15 protein-coding genes are annotated in these 17,697 nt (G+C 73.8%); 8 read left to right on the top strand and 7 right to left on the bottom strand.

The features are described from left to right. Positions 1–58: 58 nt before the first annotated feature. The gene (locus GXW83_RS21240) at positions 59–997 is read right to left on the bottom strand and encodes a squalene/phytoene synthase family protein (protein ID WP_225447150.1); all 939 of its coding nucleotides are present in this window, start codon (positions 995–997) and stop codon (positions 59–61) included. A gap of 34 nt (positions 998–1,031) precedes the next feature. Here GXW83_RS21240 and GXW83_RS21235 point away from each other — a divergent pair, with 34 nt between their 5' ends. Then, positions 1,032–1,961 carry a deoxyribonuclease IV gene (locus GXW83_RS21235; RefSeq protein ID WP_182444599.1) on the top strand — a complete coding sequence of 310 codons (930 nt, stop codon included), beginning with the start codon at positions 1,032–1,034 and terminating at the stop codon, positions 1,959–1,961. A 51-nt stretch (positions 1,962–2,012) separates the two neighbouring features. Here the strand turns inward: GXW83_RS21235 and GXW83_RS21230 are convergent, their stop codons facing one another. The 4 genes from GXW83_RS21230 to GXW83_RS21215 form a co-directional block, all read right to left on the bottom strand. Further along, positions 2,013–2,828 (bottom strand): ABC transporter ATP-binding protein, encoded by an 816-nt coding sequence (locus tag GXW83_RS21230; RefSeq protein ID WP_182444598.1) that lies wholly within the window; start codon positions 2,826–2,828, stop codon positions 2,013–2,015. Continuing rightward, positions 2,825–3,859 (bottom strand): iron ABC transporter permease, encoded by a 1,035-nt coding sequence (locus GXW83_RS21225; protein WP_182444597.1) that lies wholly within the window; start codon positions 3,857–3,859, stop codon positions 2,825–2,827. Before GXW83_RS21225 ends, GXW83_RS21230 begins: the two co-directional genes overlap by 4 nt. A 19-nt stretch (positions 3,860–3,878) precedes the next feature. Then, complete coding sequence (locus tag GXW83_RS21220; protein ID WP_182444596.1) at positions 3,879–4,880, bottom strand: ABC transporter substrate-binding protein; 1,002 nt, start codon at positions 4,878–4,880, stop codon at positions 3,879–3,881. 273 nt (positions 4,881–5,153) lie between these two features. Further along, positions 5,154–5,870 (bottom strand): TetR/AcrR family transcriptional regulator, encoded by a 717-nt coding sequence (locus tag GXW83_RS21215; protein WP_182444595.1) that lies wholly within the window; start codon positions 5,868–5,870, stop codon positions 5,154–5,156. A 125-nt stretch (positions 5,871–5,995) separates the two neighbouring features. Here GXW83_RS21215 and GXW83_RS21210 point away from each other — a divergent pair, with 125 nt between their 5' ends. Beyond that, positions 5,996–6,739 carry a DUF2470 domain-containing protein gene (locus tag GXW83_RS21210; protein WP_182444594.1) on the top strand — a complete coding sequence of 248 codons (744 nt, stop codon included), beginning with the start codon at positions 5,996–5,998 and terminating at the stop codon, positions 6,737–6,739. Between the two features lie 154 nt (positions 6,740–6,893). Here GXW83_RS21210 and GXW83_RS21205 read toward each other — a convergent pair whose 3' ends face one another. After that, a complete protein-coding gene (locus GXW83_RS21205) occupies positions 6,894–7,640 on the bottom strand; it encodes a FadR/GntR family transcriptional regulator (RefSeq protein ID WP_182444593.1) in 747 nt (248 codons plus the stop codon). A gap of 494 nt (positions 7,641–8,134) precedes the next feature. On the opposite strand from GXW83_RS21205, the gene GXW83_RS21200 reads away from it, so the two are divergent. The 6 genes from GXW83_RS21200 to GXW83_RS21175 all read left to right on the top strand — a co-directional run bounded on the left by GXW83_RS21200 (position 8,135) and on the right by GXW83_RS21175 (position 16,417). Continuing rightward, positions 8,135–10,207 carry a phosphocholine-specific phospholipase C gene (locus tag GXW83_RS21200; RefSeq protein ID WP_182444592.1) on the top strand — a complete coding sequence of 691 codons (2,073 nt, stop codon included), beginning with the start codon at positions 8,135–8,137 and terminating at the stop codon, positions 10,205–10,207. Positions 10,208–10,479: 272 nt separating this feature from the next. Next, on the top strand, positions 10,480–12,039 hold the full coding sequence (locus GXW83_RS21195; RefSeq protein WP_182444591.1) for an amino acid permease: 1,560 nt from the start codon (positions 10,480–10,482) through the stop codon (positions 12,037–12,039). Next, positions 12,039–13,403, top strand: a complete 1,365-nt coding sequence (locus tag GXW83_RS21190) for a glutamine synthetase family protein (RefSeq protein ID WP_182444590.1) — start codon at positions 12,039–12,041, stop codon at positions 13,401–13,403. Before GXW83_RS21195 ends, GXW83_RS21190 begins: the two co-directional genes overlap by 1 nt. After that, on the top strand, positions 13,400–14,248 hold the full coding sequence (locus GXW83_RS21185; protein WP_225447149.1) for a gamma-glutamyl-gamma-aminobutyrate hydrolase family protein: 849 nt from the start codon (positions 13,400–13,402) through the stop codon (positions 14,246–14,248). The genes GXW83_RS21190 and GXW83_RS21185 overlap by 4 nt, the downstream gene beginning before the upstream one ends. Beyond that, positions 14,245–15,639 (top strand): aldehyde dehydrogenase, encoded by a 1,395-nt coding sequence (locus GXW83_RS21180; RefSeq protein WP_182444589.1) that lies wholly within the window; start codon positions 14,245–14,247, stop codon positions 15,637–15,639. The genes GXW83_RS21185 and GXW83_RS21180 overlap by 4 nt, the downstream gene beginning before the upstream one ends. Before the next feature lie 4 nt (positions 15,640–15,643). Next, positions 15,644–16,417: a 3-oxoacyl-ACP reductase gene (locus GXW83_RS21175; protein WP_182444588.1), complete on the top strand. Its 774-nt coding sequence runs from the start codon at positions 15,644–15,646 to the stop codon at positions 16,415–16,417. Positions 16,418–16,507: 90 nt separating this feature from the next. Here the strand turns inward: GXW83_RS21175 and GXW83_RS35105 are convergent, their stop codons facing one another. Then, positions 16,508–17,602, bottom strand: a complete 1,095-nt coding sequence (locus GXW83_RS35105; RefSeq protein WP_182444587.1) for a PP2C family protein-serine/threonine phosphatase — start codon at positions 17,600–17,602, stop codon at positions 16,508–16,510. Positions 17,603–17,697 lie beyond the last annotated feature (95 nt).

Here is a 17,697-nt window from a genome sequence, read left to right as displayed (position 1 = left end):
CGACCCCGGGACGCCCCCGGCCGGGGCCGTCGGACCTCCCGCCTAGTCGCCCGGCTGCCTAGTCGCCCGGCCGACGTCGGGCCCGGCGGGCGGCGCGGTGCTCGCGCAGCAGCAGCCCGAGCGCGGCCGGGACGGACGGCCGCAGCGGGCCGCGCAGCAGGGCGTCACCGGCGTCCGCCGCCTCCCGCGCCGTCAGCAGGTCCAGTCCGACCAGCGCCCGCACCAGCGGGCGGTTGACCGGCGCGGTCAGCCCGGCCAGCCCGCGCCCGGCCTCCAGGCTGGCCCGCGCCTGCCCCAGCAACTGCCCCAGCAGCGCCCGGACTTCGGCGGTGGCCCGGCCTGCGGCCAGATCCTCGCGGGTCACGCCGTAGCGCTTCAGCGCGTCCTCGGGCACGGTCAGCCGGTCGGCGGCCAGGTCCTCGGCCAGGTCGTTGACGAAGTCCAGCCGCTGGCTGCCGTCGATGTAGGTGCGGCACGCCGCCCGGAACCCGGCGTCCACCCGGCCGTCCGGGTCGACCGGGGCGAGCAGGCAGGCCACCACCATCAGCGCGGGCAGCGAGTAGGCGTCGATGTAGTGCTGGTAGTCCGCCTCGCTCCGGAAGCCGGTGAACTCCAGGTCGGTGCGGGCGGTGTCCAGGAAGGCGGTGATGTGCGGGCGCAGCACCGGGTGCGCGGCGCAGCTGTGCCGCAGCGCGCGCACCAGCGGCAGCCCGGCCGTCCCGTCGCCGTCCAGCGCCGCGCGCACCTCGCGCTCCCACCCGGCGTACGCCTCCGGCCGCCGGTCCGGGCTGCCGGAGTCCAGCAGGTCGTCCGTGCGGTGCATGAACGCGGTGGCGGCCAGCACGTGCGGCACCAGCTCCGGGGCGACCAGCAGCCGTACCGCGAGGTAGGCGTCGCGTTTGAAGCCGGCCACCGTGCTCCGCGCCTGCGCGTAGTCCTCGCGGAGCCCGGGTGCGGTGATGCCGGCGGCGTCGAGGGTCCTGTTCCAGGTGGTCACGGTGGGCCAGCCTGGCACATGCGATCCTGGGGGCATGACCCCGCCTGCCCCGCGCAACCCCGTCGGCGCGCACGTCCCGGTCGCCGGGCGCGGCCTGGCCGGCACCGGCCTGGCCTACGCCGACAAGGTGGGGGCGGAGACCGTGCAGGTCTTCGTTGCCAACCCGAGGGGCTGGGCGGTCCCGGCCGGCAACCCCGCGCAGGACGAGGCGTTCCGCGCGGGCTGCGCCGAGCGCGGCATCTCCGCCTACGTGCACGCCCCGTACCTGATCAACTTCGGCTCGGACTCGGCGGCGACCCGCGAGCGCTCGGCCGAGTCGCTGCGCCACTCGCTGCACCGGGCCCACGCGATCGGCGCGTCCGGGGTGGTCGTGCACACTGGCTCGGCCCTGTGCGGCAGCCGGGAGCAGGCGCTGCGGCTGGTCCGGGCGGGGGTGCTGCCGCTGCTGGACGAGCTGGACGGCTACGGCGGGCAGGCGCCCTGGCTACTGCTGGAGCCCACGGCCGGGCAGGGCAGTTCGCTGTGCTCGCGGATGGCGGACCTCGCCGACTACACCGAGGCCCTGGAGCGCCACCCCCGGGTCGGCGTCTGCCTGGACACCTGCCACGCCTTCGGCGCCGGGCACGACCTGGCCGCCTCCGGCGGCACCGCGCGGATGCTGGACGAGCTGGTGGCCGCCGCTGGGCCGGGGCGGCTGCGGCTGATCCACGCCAACGACTCCAAGGACGTGGCCGGGGCCCGCAAGGACCGGCACGCCAACATCGGCGCCGGGCACATCGGGGCCGACCCCTTCGGCGAGCTGTTCGTGCACCCGGCCACCGAGGGCGTCCCGCTGGTCATCGAGACCCCGGACGACCGGCACGCGCCGGACCGGGTCGAGGGGGCGCTGCACGCCCGGGACATCGCCCGGCTCAAGCAGTTGCGCAGCGAGCGCGCCGCCGCCGTGCCGGTCGGCGTCGGCTGACGGGTACGGGCGTCCGACCCGGTACCGGCGTCCGGCGCGTCCGGCGCCGGGTCAGCAGTCGTTGCTGCGGACCGGGGTGACCACGGGTCGGCCCCGGGGGTCGGCGGTCACCGTGACCCGGGCCTGGTAGACCCGGGCGATCACCGGCTCGGTGAGCACGGCGGCGGCCGGCCCGCTGCGCTCCACCCGGCCGCCGTCCAGCAGGACCAGCGTGTCGGCGTACTGCCCGGCGGTGGTGAGGTCGTGCAGGGTGCTGACCACGGTCAGTCGCTGGGTCCGCCGCAGCTCGTCCACCAGGTCCAGGACCTGCTGCTGGTGGCCGATGTCCAGGGCCGAGGTGGGTTCGTCCAGCAGCAGCAGCCGGGGCTCCTGGGCCAGCGCGCGGGCCAGGGCGACCCGTTGCCGCTCGCCGCCGGACAGGGTGGCCAGCCGCCGGTCGGCGTAGCGGGAGACGTCCAGCCGCTCGGCGGCCCGCGCGGCGACCTCGCGGTCGTGCCGCCCGGGGCCGGCCAGGTAGCCCAGGTGCGGGGTGCGGCCGAGCAGGACGTACTCGGCGACGGTGATGTCGGGCGGCAGCACCGGCGACTGCGGCACGTACGCCATCAGCCTGGAGCGCTCCCGGCCGCCCAGCGCACCGGCGTCGGCGCCGCCGACGGTGACCGTGCCCCGGTACGGCAGCAGCCCCGCGACGGCGCGCAGCAGGGTGGACTTGCCCGCGCCGTTGGGCCCGAGCACCGCCAGCCAGCCGCCGGGCTGCACCGCGCAGGAGACGCCGCGCACGATCGGGGCGCGCTCCAGGTCGACGTCCAGCCCGCGCACCTCCAGGCCCGGGGGGACGCCGGGGTCGCCGTCCGCAGGCGCGGTCATGTGCGCACCGTCCTGGTGGTGCGCAGGATCCAGACGAAGACCGGCGAGCCGATCAGCGCGGTGACCACGCCGATGGGCAGCTCGGCCGGGGCGATCACGGTCCGGGCCAGAGTGTCGGCCAGGACCAGGAACCCGGCGCCGACCAGCAGCGACAGCGGCAGCACCACCCGGTACGAGGTCCCGGCCAGCCGGCGCACCGCGTGCGGCACGATGATGCCGACGAAGCCGATCAGCCCGCTCACGGCGACGGCGGTGGCCGCCGCCAGCGCGCAGGCGGCCACCACGGCCAGCCTGATCCAGCCCGGGCGCAGGCCCAGCGAGCGGGCCTCCTCGTCGCCGACGGCGAGCACGTCCAGGTGGCGTCCGTGCAGCAGCACCACGGCGGTGCTCACCGCCGCGTACGGAAGGACGACCAGCACCTGGTGCCAGCCGGCGTCGGCCAGCGAGCCGAGCAGCCAGGAGTACACCTGCTGCAGGTCCTGCGAGGAGCGCTGCAGCAGGTACGTCTGCACGGCCGTCAGGAACATCCCCACCGCCAGGCCCGCCAGCAGCAGCGTGGCCGTCCCCGGCCCGCCGGAGGCGCCCGCCAGGTAGGCGACGGCGACCCCGGCCAGCGAGCCGACGAACGCCGCCACCGGCACCGCGGCCTGGCCGGTGCCGCCGAGGTAGACGATGGCGACGGTGGCGCCCAGGCCCGCGCCCGCCGAGGCGCCCAGGAGCCCCGAGTCGACCAGGGCGTTGCGGAACACGCCCTGGTAGCCGGCGCCGGAGACCGCGAGCAGCCCGCCGACCAGCGCGCCCAGCACGATCCTCGGCAGCCGGATGTCGAACAGGACGGCCCGGTCCAGGGGGCTCAGCCCGGACGAGAGGTGCACCAGCGGCAGCCGGTCCAGCAGCGCCGCGACGGTGGCCCACGGGTCCAGGCCGGCCGCGCCGACGACCGTGCTGACCAGCACCGCGACAAGCAGGAAGGCCACCGCGACGCCGTAGGCGCGCACCGTCCGCAGCGTGCGCCCGGCCCCGGCGCTCACCGCCGCGACCCCTCCCGGCTCACTTGCCCTCGGTCTTCTCGACGGCCTGCGCCAGCTGCGCGACCAGCTGCGGCAGGCGCGGCCCCCAGCGCGAGGCGATGTCGTCGTTCAGGCCGACCACCTGGTGGTCCCTGACCGCCGGGATGCCGGACCAGCCGGGGCGGGCGGAGACCAGGGCGGGCGTCTGGCCGCCGTCCGACGCCTGGTTGTCGGCGAGGAAGACGATCTGCGGCTTCGCCGAGACGATGTACTCCTGCGACAGCTCCGGGTAGCCGCCGTCCGACGCCTTGTCGGCCGCGTCGGCGATGTTCTTCAGCCCGAACAGCGAGGCGATCTGGCCGATGAAGGTGGAGGAGGTCGCCGAGTAGTACGGGTTGGCGCTCAGCTCCCAGTAGTAGCTCACGGCGGAGTTGCCCGAGCCGGCCTGCTTCACGTCGGCGGCGATCTGCGCCTTCATGGCGGCGACGGTGCTCGCGGCCTGCGCGGGGTGGCCGGTGGCCGCGCCGATCTGGCCGATCTGGGCGTAGGCGTCGGCCAGGGTGGCGGCGGAGGGCTCGATCAGCACCGGCACGCCCAGCTTGGTGAGCTTGGCGACCAGGCCGCCGGAGTCCTGCGAGGCGATCACCAGGTCCGGGCTGTACTTGACGATGGCCTCGATGTTCGGGGTCAGCCCGCTGAGGCTGGTCACCGGGGCGCCGGCCGGGTAGTCGGAGTACGAGTCGACCGCGACCACCTGCTTGCCGGCGCCGACCGCGTACAGGTCCTCGGTGGCGGTGGGGGAGAGCGAGACGATGTGCTCGGGCTGCGCCTTGACGGTGACGCTGCCGTTCTCCGGCGCCACGGTGACCGGGAAGGACGCCGCGGCGGACGGCGCGGACGGCGCGGAGGAGGCCGGGGCGGCGCTGTGCGCGCTGCTGGAGCCGCAGCCGGCGACCAGGGTCACGCCCGCGAGGGCGGCGGCTCCCGCCGTGAGGGCGCGGACGACCGGTCCGCGTCGGCCGGGCCGATACCTGCTGAGCATGTGCGCCACGTCCTGCCGTGAGGGGCGGGAAGGCGCGAGCCCGCCGAAGGGCAGGGCAGCCGTGCCCTGCGACCGGTACGGATCGCCCTTCCCACGAGGGTCGATGTCGTAGCGCGGCAGGAGGCGGCCTGGCTTGGGCCCCGCCACCGGCGGGGCCGTCACAGTTGCGGGACAGCGCCGGACTGGTCCGCCGGGCGGACGTCACCGGCTTCGCTGCCTGGCGCGCTGCCGGCGGGCACGCGTCAGCGCGCCCTGGTCCGGCGGCTGGTCACACTAGCACGCGGGGGGTTGCGGCCCGCCGCTCCGGTCCACCGGGGCACCGGCCCCGGCCAGCAGCGCGACCAGCAGCGCGTCCAGGCTGCGGGCGAACTCGCGCTCGCGCCCGGCGGCGTCCGGGGCCTCCCGGGAGCAGCGGTCCAACGCGGGCAGCCGCTGCGGATCGACGGCGGCCGGGGCCCGCTGACGCCGGTCCGGCTCGGGCGCAGGCCGGATCGGGTGCTGCTCCAGCAGCTCGCCCAGGACCAGCTGCCAGCCCGAGCGGTACGCGGCCATGGCGGCCCTGGGGGTGAGCCCGGCGGCCAGGAAGTCGGCCAGGCAGGCGTCGGTGAAGGCCATGGCGTTCTCGGCGGCGGCCTCGCCCCCGATCAGCAGGTGCAGCACCCAGACGTGGTCGGACAGGTGGCCGTGGGCGTCCAGCAGCCGCCGCAGCAGCCGGTCGTGCGGGGTGGTCCCGGGGACCTCGACCGGCAGCCCGGAGGCGATCTGCTCCAGCATCGCCAGCAGCAGCGCATCGCGGTCGGCGACATGGCGGTACAGCGAGGCCGGGGCGGTGGACAGTTCGGCGGCGACCGCCCGCATGGTCAGCGCGTCCAGGCCGCCCCGCTCGATCACGGCCCGCCCGGCGGCGACCACGGCGGCGTGGGTGAGCCCCGGGCGGGACTGCCGTCGGCGATCGGGCCCGGGCCAGGGGCCTGGAGTGCGCTCGAACATGCCTCCATGGTCGCAGACCTGAGCCGACCGCTCCGAGGCTTCGGCGCAGTCCGTGCCGGGGGGTCGGCTTGGCGCGCGGGTCAGCGTTTAATAAGGTTAGGCTTACCTAAGTAGATGGAGGGCATATGAGCACCGACGCGCCCCGGGCGACCGAACCGTCCCCTGCCGAACGCATCCGCAGCGTCATCGCGGCCGCCGCCTCGATGACCGTCATCGCCAACGGCGACCGCGAGGACCTGCACGGCAGCGGCCTGGTCGGCTTCGGCGACGGCATCCGGCTGCGGGTGCCGGCCGACTCCCGGCTGGCCGGGGACGCGGCCTGCACCCCCGGCGGCGGCGCGCCCGCGCTGATCGAGTGGACCGACGTCGCCCCGGTCGCCGTCCGGGGCCGCATCCGCGCCCGGGTCCGCATCGCCGGTCGGCTGCACCCGCCGCAGCCCGGCCCCGAGGGCACCGTCACCATGCTGCTGGAACCCCGTCAGGTGGCCCTGGCCACCGGCAGGGAGACCACCCTGGTCGATCCGGCAGGGCTCTGCGCGGCCGAGCCCGACCCGGTGGCGCCCTTCGAGGCGGCGCTGCTGATCCACCTCGACGAGGACCACCGGGACCAGGTCGCCGCCATGACCCGGCTGATCCACCCGCAGGACCTGCTCGGCGTCGTCCGGGTGGTCCCGCTCGCGCTCGACCGGTACGGCATCGTGCTGCGGCTGGAGTACCCGAGGGCCCAGCGCGACGCCCGGCTGGTCTTCGCCGAGCCGCTGACCGACGTCGACCAGGTCGGCGCGCTGATCCACACCCTGGTCGCGCACACCGCCCGGCAGGACGGCGGCCCCGCGGAGCGGCCGGGCGCGAGGGGCCGCGCCTGCTGACCGCCGCTCCAGTCGCTCCCCCGTCACCGGGCCTTCCGCTGCCGGTGGACGGCGGCTACACGGTCCGCAAGTAGCCGCAGGCGCGGGGCCGTCCGTACCGCCGCCGCGCTGCGGACGGCCTCAGCCCCGGGCTCACCCCGGCCTCGGCCCGGCCTCAGCCCAGGAAGGCGCGCAGCAGCGCGGCGGTGCCGGCCAGGTGCTCCTCGGTGGCCCGCCGGGCCCCCTCCGGGTCGCCGGAGAGGATGGCCTGGACCATGGCGCGGTGCTGCGCGGTGGAGTTCTCGATGTTGTGGTCCAGCATCGGGATGGCGTTGAGCAGGTCGTTCAGCCGCATCCGGACGTCGGCGATGCTGGCGGCCAGCGAGTCCGAACCGGTCAGCTCACCGATCGCCAGGTGGAACCGTGAGTCGGCCTGCCGGTACTCCCCGGGGGGCGCCTGCTCCAGCTCGGTCAGCCGGCGCTGGAGGTGGGCGCGCTGCTCGGCACTGAGGCTGCGCCGGGCGGACTGCTCGGCCGCGCCGGTCTCCAGCACCAGCCGGAAGGTCAGCGCGTCGGCCAGCTCCCCGCCCATGTCCTCGGCCACCCGGCGCAGCTCGTCCGGGCCGGGCGCGGTCGTCCGGTAGGTGACGAAGGTGCCGCCGTAGCGTCCGCGCCGGGATTCGACGTACCCGGCCTGTTGCAGCGAGCGTATGGCCTCGCGCAGGGTGACCCGGCTGATGTTCAGCCGTACGGCGAGGTCGCGCTCGGCCGGCAGGCGGTCCCCGTAGCGGAACACGCCGAGCTTCACCGCCTGCAGGATGCGCTCGACCGTCTCCTCGAACGCGTTGCCGGCTCGGACGGGCCGGAAGATCCGGCCGCCTCCCCAGTCGGTCCGGCCGTCCTGTACGAGTGGCTCGCTCACAGCGGCTCACCCTACCCGCGTTGCGGCAGCGCAGGTGTGCGGGCACGGGGAACGGTCCTCTCGTGGGCGGGCTCCCGACTCGGGTGATCATGTGTGCGCGTTATGCAAAGAAATCCAGCAGATTCAAACATGCCCGGAGCCGAGTGTGCGACTCTGGCCGTGGCGCGTCAAGGCTCCGCGGGGCAGCGGTTCACCTGGCCGCTGCTGAATCGTCAGATCCATTTCAGAACCCCCGACTTGCGGTCGCCCACCCCGTCCGCAGCGCCCACGGGGCCCCTTGACACCCCCGTCGGACGGCGGGTAGACAATGCGCCAAAGGACTGGTCCCAGCCCATTGGGCGGTCCTGCTCCGGCGCCCTCCCCATGTGCCGGAACCGCCCGTGCCCGTGTCTGACGGAGCGTCAACCCCCCTTTTCCCGGCGTCGAACGCTGCCGTCGGGCGCGTTGCCGTGGGCGCTCCCGCCCTGCTCCGACCCCCACTCCCGGAGGACGCCGTGTCCCCTCTCACCCGCCGCACCTTCCTCGGCTCCGCGGCCGCCCTCGGCGCCGCCGTCGGCCTGGACGCCCTGCCCGGAACCGCCCCGCGCGCCTCGGCGGCCGGGGCCACCGGCACCATCAAGGACGTCAAGCACGTCGTGGTGCTGATGCAGGAGAACCGCAGCTTCGACCACTACTTCGGCACGCTCCAGGGTGTGCGCGGGTTCGCCGACCGCTCGGCCATCGCCATCGCCGGTGGCTACTCGGTGTTCAACCAGCCCAACGGCTCCTCCCGGCAGTACCCGTGGCAGCTGAGCGACACCGCGGCCGCCGACAGCCAGACCCCGGAGACCCTGGCCCAGTGCGACGGCTCGCTGGACCACGGCTGGTCCACCCAGCATGCCGCCTGGGACAGCGGCAGGATGGACGGCTGGGTCGCCGCCAAGGGCTCGGTGCGGACCATGGGCTACCTGGAGCGCTCCGACATCCCGTTCCACTACGCGCTGGCCGACGCCTACACCGTCTGCGACGCGTACCATTGCTCGATCATCAGCGCCACCGGCCCGAACCGCACCTACCTGTGGAGCGGCATGATCGACCCGGGCGGCACCGCGGGCGGCCCGGCGTACGACGGCGGCGACGAGTCCGGGCTGAGCTGGCAGACCTACGCCGAGGCGCTGCAGAACGCCGGCGTCAGCTGGAAGGTCTACCAGAACGCGGGCGACAACTTCGGCGACAACGCGTTGGCGTACTTCAAGCAGTTCGCCAACGCCGCCACCGGCAGCGCGCTCTACCAGAAGGGCATGGCCTCGGTGCCCTCCACCGGCAACACCCCGGTGGACATCGCCGACGCCATCGCCGCCGACGCCAGGGCGGGGACGCTGCCGCAGGTCTCCTGGGTGGTGGCCGACCAGAACACCAGCGAGCACCCCGACGCCCCGCCCGGCAACGGCGCCTACTTCATCGACCTGGTGCTCCAGGCCCTGGCGTCCAACAGCACGGTGCTGGACTCCACGGTGCTGTTCCTGAACTACGACGAGAACGACGGCTTCTTCGACCACGTGCCGCCGCCCGCCGCGCCCGCCGGAACGGCCGGGGAGTTCTACGACGGCAGCAACATCGGCCTCGGCTTCCGGGTGCCGATGGTCGTGGTCTCGCCGTGGTCGCGCGGCGGCTGGGTGGACTCCCAGGTCTACGACCACACCTCGGTGATCCGCTTCCTGGAGACCTGGACGGCCGCCCTGGGCACCCCCGCCACCTGCGCGAACATCAGCGCCTGGCGGCGCCAGGTCTGCGGTGACCTCACCGGCGCCTTCGACTTCACCAGCCCGGTGAACGGCCTGCCCGCGCTGCCCGCCACCGCCGTCGTCCGGGCGCAGACCGCCTGCGACCCGCTGCCCAACCCGGCCCCGCAGACCAACGCGCTGCCGGCGCAGGAGTCCGGCACCAGGCCCGCCCGGGCGCTGCCGTACCAGCCCAACGGCTCGGTGGACCACTTCGAGTTCGACTCCGGCAACAAGATCCTGCTGTGGCTGAAGATGTCCAACGAGGGCGCGGTCGCCACCAGCGCCGCGCACTTCGCCGTCTACGCCAACGCCAACCGCAGCGGCGGCCCGTGGCAGTACACCGTGCCCGCGTACAACGCCGCCACCGGGACCGACGGCACCGCCGGCGACTACTACAACATCGGCTCCGGCTACGGCAACGGTGCCTACGACTTCACCATGACCGGCCCCAACCGCTTCCTGCGGCACTTCGCCGGGAACGCCACCACCATCGGCAAGAACCTGGAGGCCACCAGCTCCTACGCGGTCGCCTCCGGCACCGGCAAGCTCGCGGTGTGGTTCACCATGACCAACGCCGCCGCCTCCGGCACGACCGCGGTGTTCACCATCACCTCCACCAACTACCGCAGCGACGGCCCGTGGACGTACAGCGTTCCGGCCGGGGGCAGCGCCTCGGACTACTTCAACGCGGTCGCGTACGACAACGGCTGGTACGACTTCACCGTCACCAACAACCTGGACCCGGCCTGGTCCCGCCGCTTCACCGGCCACCTGGAGACCGGCAGCGCCAGCGTCACCGGCTGACCGGCCAGGACCCCGCACGCCCTCCCCGCACCCGCGCGGGGAGGGCCTGACGCGTGTCAGCGCGGCCTCACGGGCCCCGCCGCCGTACCGAAACACAGTCGGCGGGAGTCCGTAGCACAGCGAGTCTTGACGGCGCCGTTACGAGGTGAAACGGTGTGCAACACGTCAATGGACTGGTTTTAAACCAATGGATTTCCGGGGCAGGCACGGCCGGTACCGGCGCGCTCCCCTTCGATTCCCCACGACACACACGACACCTCAAGGAGGTGCCCATGTCTGCTGAACCCGCAGCGGATGGCACCGCGGTACGCGCCCCCGGCGCCCCCGGCGCCGAATCGGCCGACGAGCAGCGGCTGCGCGAGCTGGGATACACCCAGGAGCTGGCCCGCTCGATGTCGGGCTTCTCCAACTTCGCCGTCTCCTTCTCCATCATCTCGGTGCTCTCGGGCTGTCTGACGCTGTACGGCTTCGGCATGAACACCGGCGGCCCGGCGATGATCACCTGGGGCTGGCCGCTGGTCGGACTGATGACCCTGCTGGTCGGCCTGGCCATGGCCGAGGTCTGTTCCAGCTACCCGACCGCCGGCGGGCTGTACTACTGGGCCGCGGCGCTCGCGCCCTCCCGGGGCCCGGCCTGGGCCTGGTTCACCGGCTGGTTCAACTTCCTCGGACAGGTCGCGGTCACCGCCGGTGTGGACTTCGGCGCGGCGTTCTTCACCAACGCCCTGCTGGAGATGCAGTTCGGCTTCGCCGCCACCCCCGGCCACACCGTGCTGATCTTCGCGGTGATCCTGGCCATCCACGGCCTGCTGAACACCCTGGGCGTCAAGCTGGTCTCGGTCTTCAACAACGTCAGTGTGTGGTGGCACCTGTTCGGGGTGCTGATCATCGTCGGCGTGCTGGTGCTGGTGCCCGACCACCATGCCTCGGCCTCCTTCGTGTTCACCAAGTTCGTCAACAACACCGGCTTCCACAGCCCGATCTACGTCGGCCTGCTCGGGCTGCTGCTGGCGCAGTACACCTTCACCGGCTACGACGCCTCCGCCCACATGACCGAGGAGACCAAGGACGCCGCCCGCTCCGGCCCGCGCGGGATCGTCATGTCGATCCTGGTCTCGCTGGTCGCCGGATGGATCCTGCTGCTCGGCATCACCTTCGCCATCCGCAACTACACCGGCGAACTCAACAGCGCCACCGGCGTGCCCCCGGCGCAGATCTTCATCGACGCCATCGGCGACACCGGCGCCAAGCTGCTGATGGTCATCGCCATCGGCGCCCAGTTCTTCTGCGGCATGGCCTCGGTCACCGCCAACTCCCGCATGATCTACGCCTTCTCGCGGGACGGCGCACTCCCCGGCTCCAAGCTGTGGCACCGGATCAACGACCGCACCCGGACCCCCACCAACGCCGTCTGGCTGGCCACCGGCTTCGCCTTCCTGCTCGGCGTGCCCGACCTGTGGAACGCCACCGCCTACGCCGCCGTCACCTCGGTGTCCGTGATCGGCCTGTACATCGCCTACGTCATCCCGGTGCTGCTGCGGCTGCGCCAGGGCGAGCGGTTCCGGCGCGGCCCCTGGCACCTCGGCCGCTGGAGCAGGCCGGTCGGCGTGCTGGCCGTGGTCTGGACGGCGCTGATCACCGTGCTGTTCATGCTCCCCACCGTCAGCCCGATCACCGCCACCAGCTTCAACTACACCCCGGTCGCCGTCCTCGCGGTGCTCGGCTTCGCCGGAGTGTGGTGGCTGGTCTCGGCCCGCCGCTGGTTCACCGGGCCGAACGTCCAGGGCAGCGCCGAACCGGCCGCGGCCCAGCAGGAACTGGAGAACATCTGATGCGCCCGCACCACCCCCGCCTGACCCTGGACGAGCTGCGCGCCCTCATCGACAGCGGCGAGATCGACACCGTCGTCCTGGCCATGACCGACATGCAGGGCCGCCTGCAGGGCAAGCGCATCGCCGCCGACTTCTTCCTGGACGACGTCCTCGCCAACGCCGCCGAGGGCTGCGACTACCTGCTGGCCGTGGACGTCGAGATGAACACCGTCGACGGCTACCAGAACTCCTCCTGGGAGAACGGCTACGGCGACATCGTCTTCCAGCCCGACCTGTCCACGCTGCGGCGCGTGCCCTGGCACCCGGCCACCGCCATGGTCCAGTGCGACGTGCTCGGCCACGACGGCGGACCGGTGACCGTCTCGCCCCGGCAGATCCTCCGCCGACAGCTGGACCGGCTCGCCGCGTACGGCTGGAACGCCTACGTGGGAACCGAGTTGGAGTTCATCGTGTTCTCCGACAGCTACGAGCAGGCGTGGGACAAGGACTACCACCGGCTCTCGCCGGTCAACCAGTACAACGTCGACTACTCGATCCTGGGCACCGGCCGGGTGGAGCCGCTGCTGCGCCGCATCCGCAACGAGATGGCCGGCGCCGGGCTGACCGTGGAGTCCGCCAAGGGCGAGTGCAACCCGGGCCAGCACGAGATCGCCTTCAAGTACGACCAGGCCCTGGTCACCTGCGACGACCACTCCGTCTACAAGACCGGCGCCAAGGAGATCGCCGCGCAGGAGGGCGTCAGCCTGACCTTCATGGCCAAGTACAACGAGCGCGAGGGCAACTCCTGCCACATCCACCTGAGCCTGCGCGACGGCGAGGGCCGACCGGTGATGGCGGGCGACGGACCGCACGGCTTCTCGCCGGTGATGGAGCACTTCCTGGCCGGACAACTCGCCTGCCTGGCCGAGTTCTCGCTGCTGCTCGCACCCACGGTCAACTCCTACAAGCGCTACGCGCCGGGCAGTTTCGCGCCCACCGCCATCGCCTGGGGCGCGGACAACCGCACCTGCGCGCTGCGCGTGGTCGGCCACGGGCCCTCGCTGCGCTTCGAGAACCGGGTGCCCGGCGGCGACGTCAACCCGTACCTGGCGGTGGCCGCGCTGATCGCGGCGGGCCTGCACGGCATCGAGAACCAGCTGCCGCTGCAACCCGAACTCTCCGGCAACGCCTACACCTCCGACGCGCCCCGGGTGCCGGCCACGCTGCGCGACGCGGTCCAGCTGTTCGAGCACAGCACGGCCGCGGCCGAGGCCTTCGGCAAGGACGTGGTGGCCCACTACACCCACGCCGGCCGGGTCGAACTGGCCGCCTTCGACGCGGCGGTGACCGACTGGGAGCGCCGCCGCAGTTTCGAACGGCTGTGACCGGCGCCCACGAGGAGGCCGCCTACGACGACGCAGCCGACGACGCAGCCGACAACGACGCCGCCGACGCCGTCCGTCCGCTGATCGGCATCAGCAGCTACCTCGACCAGGCCGCCTGGAGCGTCTGGCGGCAGCCGGCCGCGCTGGTCCCGCAGACCTACGTGGACGCGGTGACCGCCGCCGGGGGCGTGCCGGTGCTGCTGCCCCCGCAGCAGCACGGCGCCCGCCGGGCCGTCGCCGCCCTCGACGGACTGCTCCTGGCCGGCGGCCCGGACGTCGACCCGGCCTGCTACCGGGAGCCGGCCCACCCGCTGACCGGGGCACCGCACACCACCCGGGACGCGTGGGAGCTCCGGTTGCTGGACGCCGCTCTCGAGCGCGATCTGCCGGTCCTCGGGGTCTGCCGGGGCATGCAGCTGCTCAACGTCGCCCGTGGCGGCGCGCTGATCCAGCACCTGCCCGACCGGCTCGGCCACGGCGGCCACCAGCCCGCCCCGGCCACCTACGCCCGGCAGGCCGTGCGGATCCGCCCGCGCAGCCGGCTCGGCGGCATCCTCGGCGGCGCGGCCGCCGTGCGCTGCTACCACCACCAGGCGGTCGGCCGCCTGGGCGAGGGCCTGCTGCCCTCGGCCTGGAGCGAGGACGAGTCGGTCGAGGCCCTCGAACTGACCGGGGCCCGCTTCACCGTCGGCGTGCAGTGGCACCCGGAGACGGACGACCAGGACCCGCGGCTGTTCGCCGCCTTCGTCGCCGCCTGCCGGGACACCCGCGCCCGCCCCGACGCCGACCGGCCGCAGCAACCGCGAGAGACGACGCAGACGCGAGAGAAGGTGGAAGCCCGATGACCCGACCGTCCGACCCGGACCACGCCCCGAGCCTCTGCCAGGTGGTCAACCCCGCCACCGAAGAGGTCATCACGACCGTGCCGCTGGCGACCCTGGCGCAGACCGACGCCGCCGTCGCCCGCGCCCACGCCGCCTACGCGCAGTGGCGCACCACCGCGCCCGCCGACCGGGCCCGGCTGCTGCGGGCCTTCGCCGCCGCCGTGGACGCCGACCGGGAGCACCTGGCCCGGCTGGAGGTCGCCAACTCCGGCCACACCCTGGGCAATGCCCGCTGGGAGGCCGGGCACGTCCGCGACGTCCTCGAGTACTACGCGGCGGCGCCGGAACGCAACTTCGGCCGGCAGATCCCGGTGCACGGCGGGCTCGACGTCACGTTCAAGGAGCCGCTCGGCGTCGTCGGCGTGATCGTGCCGTGGAACTTCCCGATGCCGATCGCCGCCTGGGGCCTGGCCCCGGCGCTGGCGGCCGGCAACACGGTGGTGCTCAAGCCGGCCGAGCTGACCCCGCTCACCGCGATCCGGCTGGGCGAACTGGCCCTGGAGGCAGGGCTGCCGCCGGGGGTGCTGGAGATCCTGCCCGGACGCGGCTCGCTGGTGGGCCGGCGCTTCGTCAGCCACCCCGACGTCCGCAAGGTCGTCTTCACCGGCTCCACCCGGGTCGGCAAGCAGATCATGGCCGGCTGCGCGGAGCAGGTGAAGCCGGTCACGCTGGAGCTCGGCGGCAAGAGCGCCAACATCGTCTTCGCCGACGCCGACCTGGCCAAGGCGGCGGCCTCCGCGCCCTCCTCGGTGTTCGACAACGCCGGGCAGGACTGCTGCGCCCGCTCCCGACTGCTGGTGCAGCGCCCGGTGTTCGACCGGTTCCTGGCCCTGCTGGAGCCCGCCGTCGCCGCGTTGCGCGTGGGCGACCCGGCCGATCCGGACACCGACATGGGTCCGCTGATCTCCGCCGCCCAGCGCACCGCGGTCGCCGGGTACGTCCCCGCCGACGCCCCGGTCGCCTTCCGCGGCAGCGCCCCGGACGGCCCCGGCTTCTGGTTCCCGCCGACCGTCCTGGCCCCGGTCGCCCTGGACTCCCCGGCCTTCACCGAGGAGATCTTCGGCCCGGTGCTCACCGTCGTCCCGTTCGACGACGAGGCGGACGCCGTGCGCATCGCCAACGACACCGAGTACGGCCTGTCCGGGTCGATCTGGACCAGGGACGTCGGCCGGGCGCTGCGCGTGGCGCGCGGCGTGGAGTCCGGCAACCTGTCCGTCAACTCGCACTCCTCGGTCCGCTACACCACCCCCTTCGGCGGCTTCAAGCAGTCGGGTCTGGGCCGCGAACTCGGCCCGGACGCGCTCGACGCGTTCACCGAGACCAAGAACGTCTTCATCTCCACGGAGGAATAGCACCATGACCCACACCCAGCGCCTGGACGGGCGCGTCGCCGTCATCACCGGGGCCGGCAGCGGCATCGGCCTGGCCACCGCCCGCCGCTTCGCCGCCGAGGGCGCGCACGTGGTCTGCGTGGACCTGGACCCGGTCTCCGGCAAGGCCGCAGCGGACGAGGTCGGCGGCCTGTTCGTGCAGGCCGACGTCACCGACGAGGAGGCGGTGAAGGCCATGTACGAGACCGCCGTGGCCGAGTACGGACGCCTCGACATCGCCTTCAACAACGCCGGCATCTCGCCGCCCGACGACGACTCCATCCTGACCACCGGCATCGACGCCTGGCGCCGGGTCCAGGAGGTCAACCTCACCTCCGTCTACCTGTGCTGCAAGTACGCCATCCCGCACATGCAGCGGCAGGGCAAGGGTTCGATCATCAACACCGCCTCGTTCGTGGCGGTGATGGGCGCGGCCACCTCGCAGATCTCGTACTCGGCCTCCAAGGGCGGGGTGCTGGCGATGTCCCGGGAGCTGGGCGTGCAGTTCGCCCGCGAGGGCATCCGGGTGAACGCGCTGTGCCCGGGGCCGGTCAACACGCCGCTGTTGCAGGAGCTGTTCGCCAAGGACCCGGAGCGCGCCGCCCGCCGCCTGGTGCACATCCCCCTCGGCCGCTTCGCCGAGCCGGAGGAGCTGGCCGCCGCGGTGGCCTTCCTGGCCAGCGACGACTCCTCGTTCATGACCGCCAACACCTTCCTGGTGGACGGCGGCATCTCCGGCGCGTACGTCACTCCGCAGTAGACCTTGCAGTAGACCGCCGTGGGCCCCGCGGCAGCCGTCCGGGGCCCACACACCGGCCCGCCCGGTCGCGGACCTCCGCGCGGGCGGGCCTCAGCGGTGCTCGCGGTGCACCGCCAGCACCGCCGCGTCGTCGTTCATGCCGTCCGGGACGTACGCCCGGACGTCCGCGATCAGCCGGTCCAGCAGCGCGGCCGGCTCCAGCTCGCCGAAGCCCCGCAGCCGCTGCGCCAGCGGGTAGAACACCCCGGCCGCGTCCCGGGCCTCGGAGACGCCGTCGGTGTACAGCAGCAGGGTGTCGCCCGCGGCGAAGTCGAAGCGGCGCTCCTGGTAGTCCACGCCCACCATGGCGTTCATGGCCAGCGGCGGCAGCCGCAGCGGCGGCTCGACCGCGGAGACCCCGGCGGCGTGGCACAGGAACGGGTCCGGGTGGCCGCAGTTGACCAGCCGGGCCGGGCCCTCCCGCTCCGGCAGGTCCAGCAGCACGGCGGTGACGAACTCCTCGCTCTGCGGGCGGCGGGCCAGCGCGGCGTCGATCCGCCCGGCCACCACCGCCAGATCCGGCTCGGAGCGGGCCGCGTCCCGGAACACCCCCAGCACGTCCGCCGCGGTCTCCACCGCGGGCAGTCCCTTGCCGCGCACATCGCCCAGGATCACCCGGGTGCCGTACGCCGTGGACAGCACCTCGTACAGGTCCCCGCCGATCCGGGCCTCGGCCTCGGCGGCCAGGTAGCGCACGGCGATCCGCAGCGCCCCGATCCGCTCCGGCACCGGCCGCAGCAGCGCCCGCTGCGCCGCCTCGGACACGCTGCGGACCTGCGCCAGCTCCTGCTCCCGGGAGGCGACCAGCACCACGGCCGCGGCGCTGGTGCAGGTGATGACGAGCACGGTCACCGCCGAGGTGGCGTGCACCAGCAGCGGCACCCCCTGGTTCACCAGCGCCAGCACGATCACCCCGGCCAGCGCCAGCAGCCCGGCCACCACCGGGACCCGCGCCCGCCGGGTGCCGATGCCGGCCAGCACCGGCACGGCCGCCAGCACCGGGGAGAAGGTCGAGCCGGGACCAGTGGCCAGGTCGGTGCCGACGGCGGCGGCCAGCAGCAGGTAGGCGGCGGTGAGGAAGCCGCGCACCCGACGGGAGAGCAGCACCGGCGGCAGCCCCGGTCGGGTGTCGGACACGCCTGCCACGGTCGCTCCTCGGTTGCCGGACGGGCCTGAGTCCAGTCTCGGCACTGCCCCGGCCCTCCGCCACCTCGGGCCTGGCCGCTACGCCGGGGCCCGCG

The sequence above is a fragment of the Streptacidiphilus sp. PB12-B1b genome, assembly GCF_014084125.1.
Classification (GTDB): Bacteria; Actinomycetota; Actinomycetes; order Streptomycetales; family Streptomycetaceae; genus Streptacidiphilus.
Note: the sequence above shows the minus strand (reverse complement) of the source record. Positions and strands in the feature narration are given on the sequence as shown.

What these genes read in the sequence shown, in the direction of transcription:
- GXW83_RS21220 (WP_182444596.1), bottom strand. Translation starts at nt 4,880, where the DNA reads ATGCTCAGCAGGTATCGGCCCGGCCGACGCGGACCGGTCGTCCGCGCC.
- GXW83_RS21180 (WP_182444589.1), top strand. Translation starts at nt 14,245, where the DNA reads ATGACCCGACCGTCCGACCCGGACCACGCCCCGAGCCTCTGCCAGGTG.
- GXW83_RS21235 (WP_182444599.1), top strand. Translation starts at nt 1,032, where the DNA reads ATGACCCCGCCTGCCCCGCGCAACCCCGTCGGCGCGCACGTCCCGGTC.
- GXW83_RS21195 (WP_182444591.1), top strand. Translation starts at nt 10,480, where the DNA reads ATGTCTGCTGAACCCGCAGCGGATGGCACCGCGGTACGCGCCCCCGGC.
- GXW83_RS21210 (WP_182444594.1), top strand. Translation starts at nt 5,996, where the DNA reads ATGAGCACCGACGCGCCCCGGGCGACCGAACCGTCCCCTGCCGAACGC.
- GXW83_RS21215 (WP_182444595.1), bottom strand. Translation starts at nt 5,870, where the DNA reads ATGTTCGAGCGCACTCCAGGCCCCTGGCCCGGGCCCGATCGCCGACGG.
- GXW83_RS21190 (WP_182444590.1), top strand. Translation starts at nt 12,039, where the DNA reads ATGCGCCCGCACCACCCCCGCCTGACCCTGGACGAGCTGCGCGCCCTC.
- GXW83_RS21175 (WP_182444588.1), top strand. Translation starts at nt 15,644, where the DNA reads ATGACCCACACCCAGCGCCTGGACGGGCGCGTCGCCGTCATCACCGGG.
- GXW83_RS21230 (WP_182444598.1), bottom strand. Translation starts at nt 2,828, where the DNA reads ATGACCGCGCCTGCGGACGGCGACCCCGGCGTCCCCCCGGGCCTGGAG.